Annotated in this window: 19 protein-coding genes; 12 read left to right on the top strand and 7 right to left on the bottom strand. The window is 32.1% G+C overall.

The genetic code is table 11. The annotated features are described in order from the left end of the window. Positions 1–62 precede the first annotated feature (62 nt). From ABXT66_RS00520 to ABXT66_RS00540, 5 genes are all read left to right on the top strand, one after another. Positions 63–410: a bactofilin family protein gene (locus ABXT66_RS00520; protein ID WP_443643712.1), complete on the top strand. Its 348-nt coding sequence runs from the start codon at positions 63–65 to the stop codon at positions 408–410. 7 nt (positions 411–417) lie between these two features. After that, positions 418–765, top strand: a complete 348-nt coding sequence (locus tag ABXT66_RS00525; RefSeq protein WP_443643713.1) for a tRNA-binding protein — start codon at positions 418–420, stop codon at positions 763–765. Further along, entirely contained in the window at positions 758–1,678 is a 921-nt protein-coding gene (locus ABXT66_RS00530) for a dihydrodipicolinate synthase family protein (protein ID WP_443643714.1), read from the top strand. The genes ABXT66_RS00525 and ABXT66_RS00530 overlap by 8 nt, the downstream gene beginning before the upstream one ends. A 158-nt stretch (positions 1,679–1,836) precedes the next feature. After that, a complete protein-coding gene (locus tag ABXT66_RS00535; protein ID WP_443643715.1) occupies positions 1,837–2,718 on the top strand; it encodes a DMT family transporter in 882 nt (293 codons plus the stop codon). A gap of 55 nt (positions 2,719–2,773) precedes the next feature. Then, on the top strand, positions 2,774–3,901 hold the full coding sequence (locus ABXT66_RS00540) for a zinc-dependent alcohol dehydrogenase (protein ID WP_443643716.1): 1,128 nt from the start codon (positions 2,774–2,776) through the stop codon (positions 3,899–3,901). A 152-nt stretch (positions 3,902–4,053) separates the two neighbouring features. Here ABXT66_RS00540 and hpt read toward each other — a convergent pair whose 3' ends face one another. After that, positions 4,054–4,578 (bottom strand): hypoxanthine phosphoribosyltransferase, encoded by a 525-nt coding sequence (hpt, locus tag ABXT66_RS00545; RefSeq protein ID WP_443644706.1) that lies wholly within the window; start codon positions 4,576–4,578, stop codon positions 4,054–4,056. Between the two features lie 113 nt (positions 4,579–4,691). On the opposite strand from hpt, the gene ABXT66_RS00550 reads away from it, so the two are divergent. Genes ABXT66_RS00550 through ABXT66_RS00575 form a run of 6 tightly spaced genes read left to right on the top strand, consistent with a single transcriptional unit; the run spans position 4,692 to position 8,345 of the window. Beyond that, positions 4,692–5,078 (top strand): DUF4149 domain-containing protein, encoded by a 387-nt coding sequence (locus ABXT66_RS00550; RefSeq protein WP_443643717.1) that lies wholly within the window; start codon positions 4,692–4,694, stop codon positions 5,076–5,078. A 28-nt stretch (positions 5,079–5,106) separates the two neighbouring features. Further along, positions 5,107–6,285 carry a 4-hydroxybenzoate 3-monooxygenase gene (gene pobA, locus ABXT66_RS00555; protein WP_443643718.1) on the top strand — a complete coding sequence of 393 codons (1,179 nt, stop codon included), beginning with the start codon at positions 5,107–5,109 and terminating at the stop codon, positions 6,283–6,285. 28 nt (positions 6,286–6,313) lie between these two features. Beyond that, the gene (pcaH, locus tag ABXT66_RS00560; RefSeq protein ID WP_443643719.1) at positions 6,314–7,039 is read left to right on the top strand and encodes a protocatechuate 3,4-dioxygenase subunit beta; all 726 of its coding nucleotides are present in this window, start codon (positions 6,314–6,316) and stop codon (positions 7,037–7,039) included. Between the two features lies 1 nt (position 7,040). Further along, on the top strand, positions 7,041–7,622 hold the full coding sequence (pcaG, locus tag ABXT66_RS00565) for a protocatechuate 3,4-dioxygenase subunit alpha (RefSeq protein WP_443643720.1): 582 nt from the start codon (positions 7,041–7,043) through the stop codon (positions 7,620–7,622). Between the two features lie 30 nt (positions 7,623–7,652). Then, on the top strand, positions 7,653–7,829 hold the full coding sequence (locus tag ABXT66_RS00570) for a hypothetical protein (RefSeq protein ID WP_443643721.1): 177 nt from the start codon (positions 7,653–7,655) through the stop codon (positions 7,827–7,829). Between the two features lie 39 nt (positions 7,830–7,868). Then, positions 7,869–8,345, top strand: coding sequence for a cyclic nucleotide-binding domain-containing protein (locus ABXT66_RS00575; protein WP_443643722.1), 477 nt, complete (start codon positions 7,869–7,871; stop codon positions 8,343–8,345). A gap of 3 nt (positions 8,346–8,348) precedes the next feature. Here ABXT66_RS00575 and ABXT66_RS00580 read toward each other — a convergent pair whose 3' ends face one another. Continuing rightward, entirely contained in the window at positions 8,349–9,965 is a 1,617-nt protein-coding gene (locus ABXT66_RS00580; protein ID WP_443643723.1) for a flavin-containing monooxygenase, read from the bottom strand. A 104-nt stretch (positions 9,966–10,069) separates the two neighbouring features. Between ABXT66_RS00580 and ABXT66_RS00585 the strand changes: the two genes are divergently transcribed. Beyond that, positions 10,070–11,089, top strand: a complete 1,020-nt coding sequence (locus tag ABXT66_RS00585) for a metal-dependent hydrolase (protein ID WP_443643724.1) — start codon at positions 10,070–10,072, stop codon at positions 11,087–11,089. Position 11,090: 1 nt separating this feature from the next. Here ABXT66_RS00585 and ABXT66_RS00590 read toward each other — a convergent pair whose 3' ends face one another. From ABXT66_RS00590 to ABXT66_RS00610, 5 genes are all read right to left on the bottom strand, one after another. Then, positions 11,091–12,458 carry an MmgE/PrpD family protein gene (locus ABXT66_RS00590; protein ID WP_443643725.1) on the bottom strand — a complete coding sequence of 456 codons (1,368 nt, stop codon included), beginning with the start codon at positions 12,456–12,458 and terminating at the stop codon, positions 11,091–11,093. 9 nt (positions 12,459–12,467) lie between these two features. Beyond that, on the bottom strand, positions 12,468–13,952 hold the full coding sequence (locus ABXT66_RS00595) for a tripartite tricarboxylate transporter permease (RefSeq protein WP_443643726.1): 1,485 nt from the start codon (positions 13,950–13,952) through the stop codon (positions 12,468–12,470). A gap of 13 nt (positions 13,953–13,965) precedes the next feature. Continuing rightward, a complete protein-coding gene (locus tag ABXT66_RS00600; RefSeq protein ID WP_443643727.1) occupies positions 13,966–14,484 on the bottom strand; it encodes a tripartite tricarboxylate transporter TctB family protein in 519 nt (172 codons plus the stop codon). 25 nt (positions 14,485–14,509) lie between these two features. Continuing rightward, positions 14,510–15,505, bottom strand: a complete 996-nt coding sequence (locus ABXT66_RS00605; RefSeq protein WP_443643728.1) for a Bug family tripartite tricarboxylate transporter substrate binding protein — start codon at positions 15,503–15,505, stop codon at positions 14,510–14,512. A gap of 110 nt (positions 15,506–15,615) precedes the next feature. Continuing rightward, complete coding sequence (locus ABXT66_RS00610; protein ID WP_443643729.1) at positions 15,616–16,470, bottom strand: TauD/TfdA dioxygenase family protein; 855 nt, start codon at positions 16,468–16,470, stop codon at positions 15,616–15,618. Between the last annotated feature and the right edge of the window lie 174 nt (positions 16,471–16,644).

Below are 16,644 nucleotides of genomic sequence, written 5' to 3' on the forward strand. Positions count from 1 at the left end.
TAAATTTATTGCTTTTCTTTTACAAAATTTGCATGATAAAAAAAAGTTAGTTGGAAAGTAACTTGAATAATTTGATAAAAATTAAACAAGATTCTCATTTTAAAGGATCTTACACTGGTTTAGGTGACTTGGAGCTTAATGGAAGTTTTGAGGGCACACTAAAAGTGAAAAATCTTTATGAAAAAAAATCAAGCGTTTTTGTTGGTTTCCTGACTGCTGATAATATAGTGGTAGAAGGTGATGTAAACGCAGATATACAAACTGAAAATTTACACTTAAAATCATCTGGTACTATAAATGGTGAGATTGTATATCGTGATATTATAATTGACTCTGGAGGGATTTTGAAATCAAGTATGGTCCAAAATGCTTCGAGTATAAATAAATTTATAAAATCACAAAAAAGCTAACATCCATATGATTAAAAAAAATAATGATAATGCGTTTATACAAGATTTCACAAAACTTAATATCGTTTTAGGAACAATTTTAGAAGCTTTTCAAAACGAGAAAGCTAAAAAGCCAGCATATATTTTAAAGATTGATTTTGGAAAAAAAATTGGAATTAAATCTACTTCTGCTCAAATAACTAATTACTCAGTAGATCAATTAATAGGAAGACAAATAGTAGGCATATGTAACCTTCCTTCAAAAAATATTGCTGGTTTTGTATCTGAAGTTTTAGTATTAGGTGCTGTGTTGGAAGAAGAAGTTCATCTGTTACGTACTGATGATAAGTTAGAAAACGGTACTTTAATTGGGTAATAAAAGTAAAAGAATTATATCTGGTATGAGAGGTATTATACCAAGTCTTCATACTCCATTTTGTAGAGATAACAAGGTTGATATATTAAGTCTTCAGAAACTTATAGATCATACAATTCTGTCAGGTTGTGCTGGTATGCTCGTTGGAGCCGTTGCAGGAGAAAACGCAAGTCTTTCTTTAGATGAAAAGGAAATTATTATTAATGCCTGTGTTCAGCATAATAACAATAGATTACCATTAATTGTAAGTTGCAGTGCTAATAACCAATATGACAGAATTACCTTGTCAAGAGCAGCTAAAGTTGCCGGAGCTGATTGGATTTTATGCCAAACACCTAATAATTTGAATGGTAATGAATTGACAGAATGCTTTAATGAAATTGCTGATGCAGGACCAAGTAATTTAATGATACAAGATTTGTCCTGGACAGACAACGGTATGAATGATGAAGATATTTTACTCCTATTTGAAAATATAAAAAAGTTTAAAGGGTTAAAAATAGAAGTTCTTAATTCAGGTCCAAAATATTCAAGAATTTTAAAAGCAACAGATCATAAACTCCATTTAAGCGGAGGCTGGGCGATAATGGGAATGATAGAGGCATTAAACAGAGGGGTTCATGCTTTTATTCCCTCAACCATGGAAGTTATATATAATCAAATTTACAATTTATTTATTGAAAAAAAAATAAATAAAGCAAGAGATTTGTTTTCCAAAATACTACCTATTGTATCTTTTACTCATCAACATATAGATATAGCTATTAAATTTTCAAAAATGCTTCGAGTTAAAGAAGAAATTTTTATAACTGATTTATGTCGTTCACCTATATCTGGATTTGATATCTATCAATTAGAAGAAGCGGATATTCATATAGAAAAAGTGATAAGTTTACAAAATAATATAAATTAAATTAAACATTTTTATTTACAGTCGTATTTTTATTTAGAAAGTAATTAAATATTTCCTCCCTTAAATTCAAATAGAGGCCTTTGGCCTCTATTTTTTGTTGTTGTTATGTAACCTTAGTTAAGATACTAAGTTATAATATCCTTAAGACAGAGTAATTCATGCAAAATAATGTCTCGTTAGGCATAAGTTTAATGGTTGTTACAACATTCATGTTTTCAACTATGGACGGTGTCTCAAAATATCTAGCTGAAACTAATAATGTATTCACGTTAGTAACATTTCGTTATTGGTTTATTGCATTGATAATCATAATTTCATGTATATTTATCAAAAATAGTTTTGCAACGATTATAAAGACTAAACAACCTTATGTTCAGTTTTCTAGAGGTCTTATCTTGTCTTTAAATAATTGTCTTGTTGTTTATACATTCACATTATTGGGGCTAGTAGAAACTCACGCGATTATAGCTTGTTACCCTCTTATTGTAGCAGGTTTATCAGTTCCTTTTTTGGGTGAAAAATTTGGTTGGCGAAGATGGACTGCTATACTGACAGGTTTTATAGGAGTCCTCATTATTTTAAGACCGGGTAGCAGTGTCATTTCTGAAGGGTCTATTTTTGCTATCATCGGAGCTGTAATGTTTGCAGTTTATTTAATTTTAACGCGTTATGTGTCTAGGTTAGATACAGCGGTTACAAGCTTTTTTTGGACTGGTATAGGTGGTACAGTTACTATGACTGTTATCAGTTTTTTTATCTGGGAGCCTATCCCTCAAAAAGATTTCTTATGGCTTTTGACCATGTGCATACTTAGCTCTGGTTCACATTTTTTAATGGTTAAAACGTTACAGATCGCAGAAGCATCTGTTATACAACCTTTTTCTTACCTTCAATTAGTATTTGGCTCAATAATAGGTGTAATGATTTTTTCAGAAAGTATAGATTTTATGATAATAGTAGGCGTTACTATTGTAATAGGATCTGGTTTGTTTACTACATGGCGTGAACATAAGAAAAAGATGATGTCTTCAAAAAAATAAACTTATTTGACAAATCCTGTATTACGTGGATTCATTTAAATAAAAAGGATTCAGTATGCCATATCAATTTAGTGGGAAAACTTCACAAAAATTTCCAATTCCCAAAACTATGAAGGCATGGGTCTTGGGTGACCCTGACAATCTATCATTAGTTGATAAAAAAGTTGAAATGCCAAATAAAGCAGAAGTTTTAGTAAAAATAGATGCCGTTGCAATTTGTGCCACTGATCTAGACGTAATCAGTCATGGTCCACCTGCTATGATTGAAGGAGGTTTACCATTTAATAAAAATTTTACACCAGGGCACGAATATATGGGTACTGTTGTTGCTCTAGGACCTGCAGTGGATGAGTTTCAAATTGGAGATAGGGTAACTGTTGAAATTCACTCTGGATGTGGACAGTGCAAGAGATGTCGTATGGGTATGTATACATCTTGTCATAATTATGGAGAGGTAAATAAGGGTCATAGAGCAAATGGATTTACTACAGATGGTGGTTTTAAGCAATACGCAGTCAATAACATAAATACATTAATAAAAGTTCCAGATGATATGTCAGATGAAGAGGCAACTTTGGTTGTAACAGCTGGAACAACGATGTATGGCTTGACAGAATTAGGAGGATTAATTGCAGGCGAAAGCGTAGTTGTGATTGGCCCTGGACCAATTGGGTTGCTTGGGGTTGCCGTTGCAAAAGCACTTGGAGCAGGTCCAGTAATACTTATAGGCACAAGAGATAGTCGCTTAGAAATTGGTAAAAAACTTGGTGCTGACTATACTTTAAATGTTAAAAATGAAACTGATGTTGTTAAAGCAGTTAAAGATATTGTAGGCACAAAAGGTACTGACTACGTAGTAGAATGTGCTGGAACTGAGCAGGCACTCAATGACGCAATAATGATGACAAATAGGGGTGGTAAAATATGTTTAGCAGCATTCCCTCATAAGCCAATCAGTATCAATATACCTCACATGGTTATAAATAATATTTATATGTATGGTATTAGGGGTGAAGGTAAAAGTGCAACTCATAGAGCAATGGAGTTCATGAAACAGAAAAGATTTGATGCAAGTTTAGTCCATACTCATACTTTTAATCTAGATGAATTACCTAAGGCACTAAAGTATGCAAGAGAAAGAATTGATAATGCTATTAAAATAGTTATTAAACCTTGGAGCTAGTAGACATAAAAAACAAAACCTTATGATATTATTTTTTAGTAATATATCTAAAAAACGGCATATAATTTGCAAGCATTCAATCAATGGGAATGGCTATGACAATCTCCACGATTATCCTTGCCTATGGTAAATAATTAGTCATTCCCACTTTACTAATGAACAACCTTCCCAATAAATGGCAAATGTCTATTATCTTGCGCATAGTCAATACCGTATCCAACTACAAATTCATCAGGGATATCAAATCCTACCCACTTGCTTTCTATGTCAGTTTCACGCCTGGAGAACTTATTTAATAAGCAACATACTTCTAGGCTTTTAGGTTTTCGGTTATTTAGAAGTTTGATAACTTGGTTTAGTGTATGACCAGTATCAATTATATCCTCGACTAATAATACATCTAAATTTTTTATGTCTGTGTTTAAATCCGTTAATATCCTTATATTGTTGGAAGATTGCATAGAATTACCGTAACTTGAGGCAGTCATAAAATCCACCTCTACAGGTATTTTTAATTCACGTGCTAAATCAGCTATAAATACAAAAGAACCTCTTAATAACCCAACTACCAAAAGTTTTTTGGTGTCTTTGTAAAAATGATTTATATCTTCACCTAATTCTGTAATACGTTTTTTTATATCTTTTTCAGAAATTAAAGTTTCAACTGAATAGGGTATTATTTCTTTATCCATAATTCTTTCTCAAAAAATCTTTATTAAATATTTCTATAGTTTATATTACTAATTTAAGATTAAACACATAATTTTTGAAAATTTACTAGGATTTGATTTTGTTAATTTTAATTACTGCGGCAATACTAAGTTTTATGATATTTTTTCCAGTGGTAGTAGCAACTTCAGTTTTTAAAGTCTTAGATGAAAAGCAATCATCTAAATTTCTAAGAATATTTTTCCCAAAATATTATCTTTTTGGCCTTGTTTTAAGTTTAACAGGCTTGATTATAGCAATATTTGATAAAAATGATATGTCTCTAATTGTCTTTCTTTTGATAATAATAGGTTTTCTTTTTTCTAGGCAATTTTTAATGCCACTTATTAATAAAGCAAAAGATAAAAATAATGAAAAAAAATTTAATATTTTGCACAGGGTTTCAGTTTTAATTAATTTTATACAAATAAGTTTATGTGTTTTTTTATTAATAATTTTTTTGAAATAAAGATAATATAATCTGATGGTAAAATCATATGAGAACTAAGGTTGTTATAATAGGTGGAGGCCCCTCAGGTCTTCTTTTATCACGACTTTTATCCTTGGAAAATATTGATAATGTAGTTCTTGAAAAGCAATCTAGAGAACATGTGCAAGGAAGGATAAGAGCTGGAGTTCTAGAAAATGGAACTATAGAGATGCTACGTTTAGCAGGTGTTTCAAAAAGACTAGACAATGAAGGTTTTAAACATAACGGTATTGAACTATCCTTTAAAAACCATGGATTTAGAATAGATCTAAAAAAACTGACTGATAAGCATGTAACAGTCTATGGACAAACTGAAGTTACAAAAGATTTATATGAAATTATAGAAAAAGAAAATGGTAATATTATAAATTGCGCAGAAGATGTTTTACCTCAGAATGTAGGTGAAATAAATTCATTTGTAACTTTTAAAAAAAATGGAATAGAAAATAAAATTATGTGTGATTTTGTTGCAGGTTGTGATGGGTATCATGGAATAAGTAGAAAAGTAATACCTGAGAATTTAATCAATGTTTTTGAAAGGATTTATCCATTTGGATGGTTGGGAATATTATCTGAAACTCCACCTGTTAAAGAAGAATTAATATATGCCAATCACGGCAATGGATTTGCTCTAGCGTCGATGAGAAATAATAATTTAAGTAGGTATTATATACAAACTTCATTGGATGATAGAGTTGAAGCTTGGGATGATAAAAGGTTTTGGGAAGAGTTAAAAAGACGACTTCCGATAGAAGCTTCTGAATCAATTATTACAGGTCGCTCTATTGAAAAATCAATAGCTCCCTTAAGATCGTTTGTCTGTGAACCTATGAATTGGAATAACTTGTTTTTGGTAGGAGATGCTGCACATATTGTGCCTCCAACTGGAGCAAAAGGTCTTAATTTAGCTGTTTCTGATGTTTATTATTTATTTAATGGGCTAAAAAAATATTATCTATTTAATGATGACAAAGATTTAAAAAACTATTCCACAAAAGCTTTATCAAGAGTTTGGAAAGCAATTAGATTTAGTTGGTGGATGACAACAACATTTCATAAATTTCCAGAACAAACATCTTTTGATCAAAGAATCCAGGATTCAGAATTAGAGTATTTAGAAAATTCAATTGCCTCTCAAACAGTTTTGGCAGAGAATTATGTTGGTTTACCTTATGAGGAATTTTAAGAGTTTAGGATATTTTTAGGATATTTAGATGGCAGTAAAATCATTAATTAAAAGAAACTACGATAAACAACCACAATTAAATTATCCTGATTATAAATCATCTATTCTAAGAGCGCCTAAAAAGGATAAAGTTTTTTTCCCGTCTTCTCCATCTGAAGTATCAGGCCCTATGTTCAACAAAAATATAATTAGAAAGTTTGATAATGACTTAACGTTAAATTTTTCTCAAAATAATGCATCCCCAATAGGACATAAGATTATAGTTCATGGAACAATAAGAGATCAATTTTTAAAACCAATTGAAGGAGCTTTAATAGAAATTTGGCAAGCAAATGCAGGTGGCAAATACTTTCATAATAAAGACCAAAATATTGCAGCTATAGATCCTAATTTTGCAGGTTGTGGAAGATTCATCACAGAAAATAACGGTACTTATGAATTTATTACGATACAACCAGGACCTTATCCTTATCCTAATAGGGGAGTTGAATGGCGACCAATGCATATTCATTTTTCAATCTTTGGTAAAAGTTTTGGTCAAAGATTAATTACTCAGATGTACTTCGAAGGCGACCCACTTATTGATTTTTGTCCAATGGTTAACTCTATTCCAGACAAAAAAGCAAAAAAAAGTTTGATAGGATCTCTAGACAGAACTCAATCAAATACTAAACAGTTATTAGCGTATAAGTTTGACATTATTTTAAGAGGTTCAAATCAAACTTTCTTTGAAAATAGAACAGAAGGCTTATAAATTGAATTATCCTAAAAACATTGCTGACGAAACACCTTTCCAGACAGCTGGTCCATTTTTACACATAGGTTGTCTTCCAAATACAATAAACATAAACGGTATTTTCCAAAATGATCTAGGAGAAAAACCTTTCATTAATAAAGATACTAATGATTTTATTTCTATAAGTGGTTCAGTATTTGATGGGAGTGGACAAGCCTTAGATGATGTGATGCTAGAAACATGGCAAAGTGATGAAAATGGAGTTTATACGCCTGACAATGGTTTTGCCAGATTTGCACCAAATAGTATTTCTAAAAAATACAAACTAAGCACTATCAAACCAGGTTCAGTTCAAAACTTTGATGGTAGTTTACAAAGTCCACATATATTATTTTCAATATCTTCAAGAGGTATAAATATGAACTTAAACACTAGAATGTATTTTGAAGGTGACAATTTATTCAAAGATCCTCTTTTATCTATGATTAAAAAAAGTAATAATGATGTCAGTTCCTTGATAGCTAGTAAAATAGATGATACTAGCTTCATTTTTAATATTTTCCTTCAAGGAGATAAAGAAACAATTTTTTTAGACGTTTAGTCCTTTTTTTTAATAGAGATGGAGAAGTGTGTGGGTAGATCTAACTTTATGTTAAAATACTATAAAAACTATAAAGAAGAACTTGATATTGTTAATGAAGAAAGTAAAAAATTTAAACCGAAGAAGTGGTGGGCATATGCTCTTTTTTACTGTTATTTAGTATTTTATGGATATATTTTTTGGATGGAGCCACTAAGTGCCTCGTGATTATTTGCCAAAATATTTATCTCAAGGGTAAATTAAAAAATGCATGATAATAACAATTCAGCTATATGGGAACCAGGTGAAATTGTATACCAAGCCGGAGATATTCCTAAAGAGGCATATCTAATATTAGAAGGTTACGTCAATATTGAAACTAAAGATGGCTTAAAGCTTAATAGGATAGGCATTGGTGAAATTTTTGGAGAAACCTCAATTTTACTAGATTTACCAAGAACAGTCACGGCTAAAGTTTGTACACAAAAACTTGTAGCAAAAAAAATTCCTAAATCATATTTCACTAATTTAAGTAAGACAAATGTAATTCTTAATGCTTTAATAAGAAAAACACAAATTAGGCTTATGGACTCAAATAAACAAAGTAATGAATTAGCAAATGAAGTATCTGCTCTCTTAGATCAATTGGATTCAAAGACCCCACCCAAGAAAAATTTGTTAGAAGAAAGAATTAAAAAACTAAGAACTAACATTAATAAAATTCAAAATTCTACAGAAACTTAAATCTTATGCTAACTTAAAACCTTTGTAATTGTTATTTTTGATCTCATCACAGACTTCGGTATATTTAGGTAAGCCACCTGCATAAGGCATAAAAACTTGCGGTTTTCCTGGAATATTAGCACCTAAATACCAGGAATGTTTTACAGTAGGTAATAAAGTCTTATTTGCTACTGCATTCACTTCATCTCCCCATTTTTCAGCTGATTTTTGGTCTGCTTCAATTGAAGAGTGATTTTTATTACTCATGTAAGAAATGCAATCTCTTACCCACTCTACATGTTGTTCAATTGCCATAGGCATATTAGTTAATACTGATGGGCTTCCAGGGCCAGTGATAGTGAATAAGTTTGGGAAACCAGGTATTTGTAGGCCTAAAAATGTTTGAGGACCTTCTTTCCAGCAATCCTTAAGTTTTAAGTTTTGTTTGCCAGTTATATTCATATTTAATAGCGGTCCAGTCATTGCATCATAACCAGTGGCAAAAACAATAATATCCAAATTAAAATGATTTTCTTTAGTTTGAATACCTTCATTATCAATGTGCATAATAGGATTGGATCTAAGATCAATTAAATTTATGTTGTCTCGGTTGAAAGTCTCAAAGTAATGACTATCAATTGGTGGACGCTTACCTGCATAAGGATGATCAATATCTGACAAAATATTAGCAAACTTTTTATTTGTGACAGTTTGACGAATTTTTCCTTTAATAAACTCAGATGCTGTTTTGTTAGCGTCTATATTTGTAACTAAATCATTAAATGTTGCCCTAAACTGTAATCCACCTTTTTCCCAAGCTTTTTCATAAATTTGATTCATTTCCTCGGTACTTACATCAGAAACTAGTCGGCTGGAAATTTCAAATGGGTGACCATTAGGTGTTCTTTTCAAAAATTCTTTATAATAATTATGATCTTTTTTGACGTGATCTTTAAACTCTTCTGATAATGGCGCATTCCTGGCAGGAATACTGTAATTAGCAGTTCTTTGAAATACGGTTAAGTGCTTTGCTTCAGCCGCAATTACTGGAACGGCTTGTATTCCAGTAGACCCGGTTCCGATCTGTCCAACTTTTTTATTTACAAACGACACACCAGTTTTTGGCCAGTTTCCAGTGTGGTAATATTTACCTTCAAAGCTATCTAATCCTTTTATATTAGGTATGTTGGTGTTAGACAAACACCCAACTGCAGCAATTACAAATTTAGATTGAAATTGTTTTCCAGTATTAGTAGCTAAACTCCAGTTATTTGAGTTTTCATTAAATTTGGCATTAATCACTTTTTCATTGAATAAAATATCTTTTTTTAGATTAAATTTATTTGCTACAAAATTAATATATTTTCTTATTTCAGCATGCCCTGGATAACGCTCTGACCACGTCCATTCTTTTAATAATTCATCTGAAAAATAATATGAGTAGGCATGGCTTTCTGTGTCACATCGTGCTCCTGGATATCTATTCCAGTACCATGTTCCTCCTACATCGTCTCCAGTTTCTATTATCAAACAATTAAGACCTAGTTGATCCCTAAGACAAATTAATTGATATAAACCGGCAAAACCAGCACCAACAATAATTGCGTCATATTCTTGATTATTAGATGTGTTGTTTGTCAATTTATTTATCCTTTTTATATGATAAACATGTTAAAAGAAAAAATGATAAACAGTCAAGAAATCTTAGAGTATAGTTATTTTTTTATAAGAAGAGGTTTTATAAATTGGATCCTGTAAGTCAAGGTGCATTTGGAACGATTTTTGCTCAAACAATATCTAATAAAAAGAAACTTATCGCAGGTTCAATACTCGGATGTCTTGCTGGATTAGCGCCTGATCTCGATGTTTTAATTAGATCAAATACAGATCCGCTTCTAAAATTAGAATTTCATAGACAATTCACACATTCCTTAGTTTTTATTCCTATTGGAGCCTTAATTGTTACTTTATTTACTCGAATATTTTTTAAAAAATATTTAAGTTGGAAGCAATCTTATTTATTTTGTTTATTCGGTTATGCCACACATGGCCTATTAGACGCGTGTACTAGTTATGGAACACAACTATTATTTCCCTTTTCTGATGAGAGAATTTCATGGAATAATATTTCAGTAGTAGACCCTTTTTTAACTGTACCCATTATAATACTTATAATCATTGCTATTTTACGAAAAAATAAATTTATATCTTTTTTAGGTATCATTTATATTTTTCTTTTCCTTGGAATGGGTGTTGTTCAAAAAAATAGAGCCGAAGAGGCAGGGAAATATTTAGCAAAGATGAGAGGGCATGGAGAGACAAAATTAACAGTTAAACCTAGCTTGGGTAACTTGCTTTTATGGAAAGTAATTTATGAGGAAAACAATTTTTATCATGTGGATGCAGTAAGGTTATTATTAGAAACAGAACATTGTCAGGGAACTACAATTAAAAAATTAAATACTTTTCTTGATTTTGATAAGCTAAATAAAGATAGTCAGCAATACAAAGACATAAAGAGATTTAATTGGTTTTCACAAGGCTATCTTGGTGTTGGGGAAGATAAAACAATTATAACCGATGTTAGATATTCTGCAGTTCCAAATGAAGTTGACGGATTATGGGGCATAAAGATAAACCCTTCCAAAAGTAAAAACGATCATGTTGAATGGGTAGTAAATAGGGCAGATTATAATACTAAATGGAAAAAATTCATTGATTTAATAAAAGGAAAGGGTTGTAAAAGAATATTATATAAAAATTAAATTATCCTATATCTTCAAGATTTTTTATATTAAAGATAGTATTAATTTTACCGCATAATTTCGTAATCTCATCTGATTTAACATTGCTAAATTTTAAATTTTCTTCAAACTTTTTATAAACTTCTTCTTCTTTTAAAGGAGAAAGTTTTCCTCCTCTTAAACAATTTTGGTTGGCAGAAATGGTCGTTCCATTTTTATTAAAAATAGTTATGTCTCCAGTATAATTCTTAGGATATTCGTCATTTGGATTTATTTCATAGGATACCTTTGATGCTAAGTTTAATAAAGATGTGTCTTGTAGCCTTTTTTTTGTAAATTGTTTAAGTCCAGCTTGTCCATCAATAAGACTTACTGCAATACAATATGGAACTGAAAATTTTGCTCCATAAGGAGAAGATGGATTTTGCTTTTCTTCTAGAGGCTCCCATAATCTATGTACTGTGCCTTCACCCACTCTTGCTACAATCCTATCTATCTCATTAACATTACTTATTTCAGATTTTAATTTAATAGAGCAATCAATAAAAGGTTGAGCCATTGTTCCGCATGCATAAGGTTTAATAGCTAATTTTTCACATTCCCATCTGCTTCCAAGGTCTTTGGTGAGATAAGAAAAATCAGGTTTAATAGTTGCTTTAGCAAAAGTATTGAAAACACCGTGAGTACCTTCAAATACAGTTCTAGGACCAGCAAACCCTGACTTTCCTATGTTAGCTGACTGCCAACCACACCCTGCTGCCCAACCTGGATGAAGACGTTTTGTAGAAGTACCTTCTGCTAAATATTCTATAATGCCTGATGCCATACTTCCTACGATACCAAGCGAGCTAACCATTTGGTTACTAGAATTTCCTATAGCAGATGATATACCTATTGATGCTCCAAATGCTCCAAAAATAGCTGTGGGATGAAACCCTTGCCTATGTACTGCTGTTGGAGCAACTAGAGCAAGCCTACATATAAGTTCTGAACCAATTGCAAGACCTTTAAGAAACTCATTACCAGATAGGTTTCTAGCTTGAGCAACTGCTAACATTGCTGGAACCATTACGGCACCAACATGAACCGGGGTACCTTCAAATGTATCATCAAAATCTTCGCCGTGAACAGCTGTGCCATTAATAATAGATGCATTAAAAGGACTAACTTTCTTATTATGACCAATAAGGCTACAATCTCCTTTTTCGTCTAGAGCCTCAACCAAACTTTTGATATAAGGTTCATTCTTGGCTGAAATCATGAGACCTATTGAGTCCATAACAATGATGTTTAATTTTTTTTTCACAGATTTAGGAATGTCTTTGATTTGGATTGAGCATGCCCAATCAGAAAAAAATTCAGCAACAGATGATTTGTTTATTTTGTTCATATAATTTTCTTATTTAGAAACTGCTTTTTTAGTAAAAAACTTAACCCAAAATGGAGAAGATAAACTTAAAAAGGTAAGAGCAAAAAATATTAAAACAACAGGGCTTTCTAATAGAGCAAAAAAATTGTTGTCATGTATGATCATCGATTGAGAAAAGCTCTCCTCAACTAATTTACCCAAGATCAAGCCCATAACTAGAGGGGCGGCTGAGAATCCGTTTCTATCCATAAAATATCCAACAAGACCTGCCGCTAACATAACCCAAACGTCAAACATTGATGATGCAAATGAATATGAACCAATCATTGAAAAAATAAAAACTGCAGGCCAAAGTAGCTTTTTAGGAATAAAGGCAACCAACGAAAAGAATTTAGCGCCAATTAATCCGATAAATAAAAAACCTAGGTTGGCAATTAGCATAGCTCCAAAAATAGCGTATACAAACTCTGGCGTTTCACTGATTAAATAAGGCCCTGGTCTAAAGCCATGCATAATTAGAGCTGCTAAAATCAATGCTGTTGAACCACTTCCAGGAATTCCTAGGGCCAACGTTGGAACCATAGCTCCGCCTGCTGCTGCGTTATTAGCAGCTTCAGGACCTACAATCCCTTCTGGAGACCCTTTGCCAAATTGATCTTTATTTTTTGACCATCTTCGAGCTTCATTATAACCAATAATAGCAGCTACAGTTGACCCTTCAGCAGGAAGTATCCCAATAAAAGTACCTATCCCAGAAGATCTAAGTATAGTATATTTAAGCTTTTTTAATTCGAGTAAAGACGGTAATTTCAAAGCTTTAGCTTGAATTCTTTCTACAACAGCATTTAATTTTTCAGACTGTTTAAATAATTCGCTTACTGCAAATAATCCTATAAGAACTGGGACAAAGTGGATTCCCTCTTCAAGATCAGGACTGCCAAATGTAAATCTTTCTACACCGGTGGTTAAATGTATACCTATAGTACCAATTAAAACTCCCACTAATCCAGAAATAAGATTTCTTAAAGATGATTTTCCACTCATTGATGCAAGCATTGACAAAGCAAAAACAGCAAGACCAAAATACTCTGCTGGACCAAATTCTAGGGCTAGCTGTGCTAATAAAGGTGCTGCAAAAATAAAAATTATTAAACTAAAAACACCACCAAAGACACTTGAGACTGCTGCCAAACCGAGAGCTCTTCCTGGCTCACCATTTTTAGCCATAGGATAGCCATCTAAGGCAGTTGCAACTGCGGGAGGCGCACCTGGTGCATTGATTAAAATAGCGGTAATAGATCCTCCAAATGTTCCTGCGCAATATAATGCAGCCATCATTGATATAGCAGCAACAGGATCTAAAGAAATCGTAAATGGAATTAACAAAGCAATAGCCATAGGAGAGCTCAAACCTGGTAAAGCTCCAACTAAAACACCAATTAAAACTCCTGAAAGAATCAAAATAATGTTTTCAAATTCTAATAATAACCCTAAACCTTTTGCGACATCTTCCAAAGTTTAATCCTCGTCAATTTTTAATTAGTTCGAGTAATCCTGGTTCAAAATGAACACCAAGAACAATATTGAATAAAATAATTACAAATAAGGGAAATCCAATTATGTAAGGTACTAATACTTTTAATCGTTTTTCACCCCAGTAAAGAGGTAAAGCTATACTTATAGCTATTATTGTTATTGCTGCCCCCAAAATTTGTGATGAGGCAACAATAGTAGATAAAATAACCATAGTTCCTAAAGTTGATTTTTCTATAGGTTTATCTCTTCCTGCATCAATATTCTTACCATTTTTCTTTAAAAAAATATGTTCGAAAGGGATAATTAGAATCATTCCTAAAATTATAATAAGTAAAATTTGAGGGAACATTTCAGGAGGTATGTTATTAGAAAATAAATCAGGAACTTTTTCAAATTTAGTGGTTTCAAACCATAAGAATCCTATTAAAGCAATCATCAATAAAGCAATGATGGTATCCTTTTTATTTAATAGTGCACCCAGGTTACTGGGTGCATTTTTTTTGGTCGACATTTTTCTTAAAACCTCAGATTTAACTTTATTTAACTAAACCAAGTTCTTGTAATGCTGAAGCAGCAACTTTATACTCTGCCTTTAGGTGTTTATCCCAAATCTTAGTTCCAGCTACACTGCTTTCAACTGTAAGACCTGCTCCTGCAAGGTAACTAGCAAAAACATCATGTTTCATTGCTTTAACCATTGCTTTTGATATTTGATCTATTATTGGCTGAGGTGTAGAAGCCAATACAGCATATCCTCTGGTTGTAGAGCACTTTGCCTTAATCCCTTTTTCGAAAGTAGAAGGAACATTTGGATAATCTTTAAGTCTTTCTTCTGCCATTACAGCTAAAGCCCTGAAACTTCCATCAGCTACTTGGTTTGCGGCTTCACTAACATTTGGCAATGTGGCATCGATTTTCCCAGCCATAAGGGCTTGAACCATTTGAGCTCCAGATCCAAAAGGTACCACTTTAAATTTAATACCTGCTTCTTTAGCAAATTGAGCTAGACCAATATGCTCTGTTCCTCCGATTTGAGCCACGCCCCAATTTAATGGAGCTTTTTTAGAAGCTGCCACCAGGTCTTCTAGTGTTTTAAACTTACCCTTACCTGATACCGCTACAAAAGTGGGATCATCCATTGCTCTTGCAACGCCTACAATATCATCTATCTTCATTTTAGACTTTCCCCGAGCCATTGTGTAAAGATGAGATTGTGTAAGGGCCATAATTGTATAACCGTCAGCAGGCTTAGATAATACGTAGTTTTGAGCTTTTGCTCCTGAACCGCCTCTCTTTGCTACAATTGATATATCTGTTTTTAGGTTTCTTCTCGTTCTTATAGATACCATTCTTGCTGTTGTATCTGTTCCTCCACCATATTTTGCATGAATTACTAATTCAATAGGTTTGCTTGGGTATTTGTCAGCATTTGCTATAGAAACTAAACCAAAAGTACTTAGACCTGCTACAGTGGCAATACTTAAACCTGCTTTGACTATATTTCTTCTTAAAGAAGTTTTTATTTTTGTCATATTGTCCTCCCAATATTAATAATATTTACAAAAGCTTGCATGCCACAGTAATTTAATTCAAATCATTTTTTCAAATAGCTATTATAATATTTTATAAATTACTTTATCATTTATGCATAAATCTTTGTTTCACCCTTAATTTGAGTTCTATGCATTACCCTTCTAGTGCTAGGATCAAAGGCATCTCTTTTGTGAAGAACATTCAAGTTTTTCCACATTAATAAATCACCTTTCTCCCATTTTTGTGTCCACGTATACTTTTCTTGTGTAGCATGTTCCCAAATGGCATCCAATAGATCTTCGCTTTCATTTATATCTAAGCCAATTATATATGCGTGTGGTCTTCTCCCTAGAAAAAGAAACTTTTTATTAGTTTTTTGATCTGTAATTGCAATTGGGTGTCTGGCACCAGGCGTTTCAGAAGGTTCTTTTATTTCTGAGTGGCCTTTTCTTAGCATGCCGGCACTATTATGCGCAGAATCATGAATGAGCTTTTTACCCTCTATTTTACTCTTTAAAGCGTTTGGAAGCTCTTCGTAGGCTAAAGCCATATTTGCAAAATGAGTGTTACCTTGATTTTTTGGTACTTCTAATGAATATAAAATTCCTGCTTTGGGAGGAATTTCTTGGTATGTCATATCAGCATGCCATACAGCTTCGCCGTCTCCTAAATTACCTATTGGCGTACCTTCTTTACTTTTGACATTTGAAATAACATTAATTTCTGGAAATTCTGGTAAAAAGGTTATTCCATATGGATTGGGACCTGGTGGATCTAATTCACCAAAATTTTTACTAAAATTTATTAACGTTTTATCGTCAACATTCTGATTCTTAAAAACTAAAACTAATCTTTCATCCCAAGACGTATTTATAAAATCAATATGATCTTTAGTTAATTTTTCATCTATCTTTATTCCAATTATTTCACCACCCAAAGAAGCGGAACTGTTTATCAAATTCATAATAATTCTCTTTTTTAAAATTAATTAGTATTATTTGCTTAAAGATAAAGTATAATTTTTATTCCTGTCAATAATAAGACTTGATAAAATAAACTTCAAATCTGTATTATGTAGACTATGAAATAGAGTTAACTTTATTATTCATTAAAAATGCTAAAGTTTGTGTTAAATAAT

The sequence above is a fragment of the Candidatus Levibacter sp. Uisw_134_01 genome (genome assembly GCF_047717795.1).
Taxonomy (GTDB): Bacteria; Pseudomonadota; Alphaproteobacteria; order Puniceispirillales; family Marisalimonadaceae; genus Marisalimonas.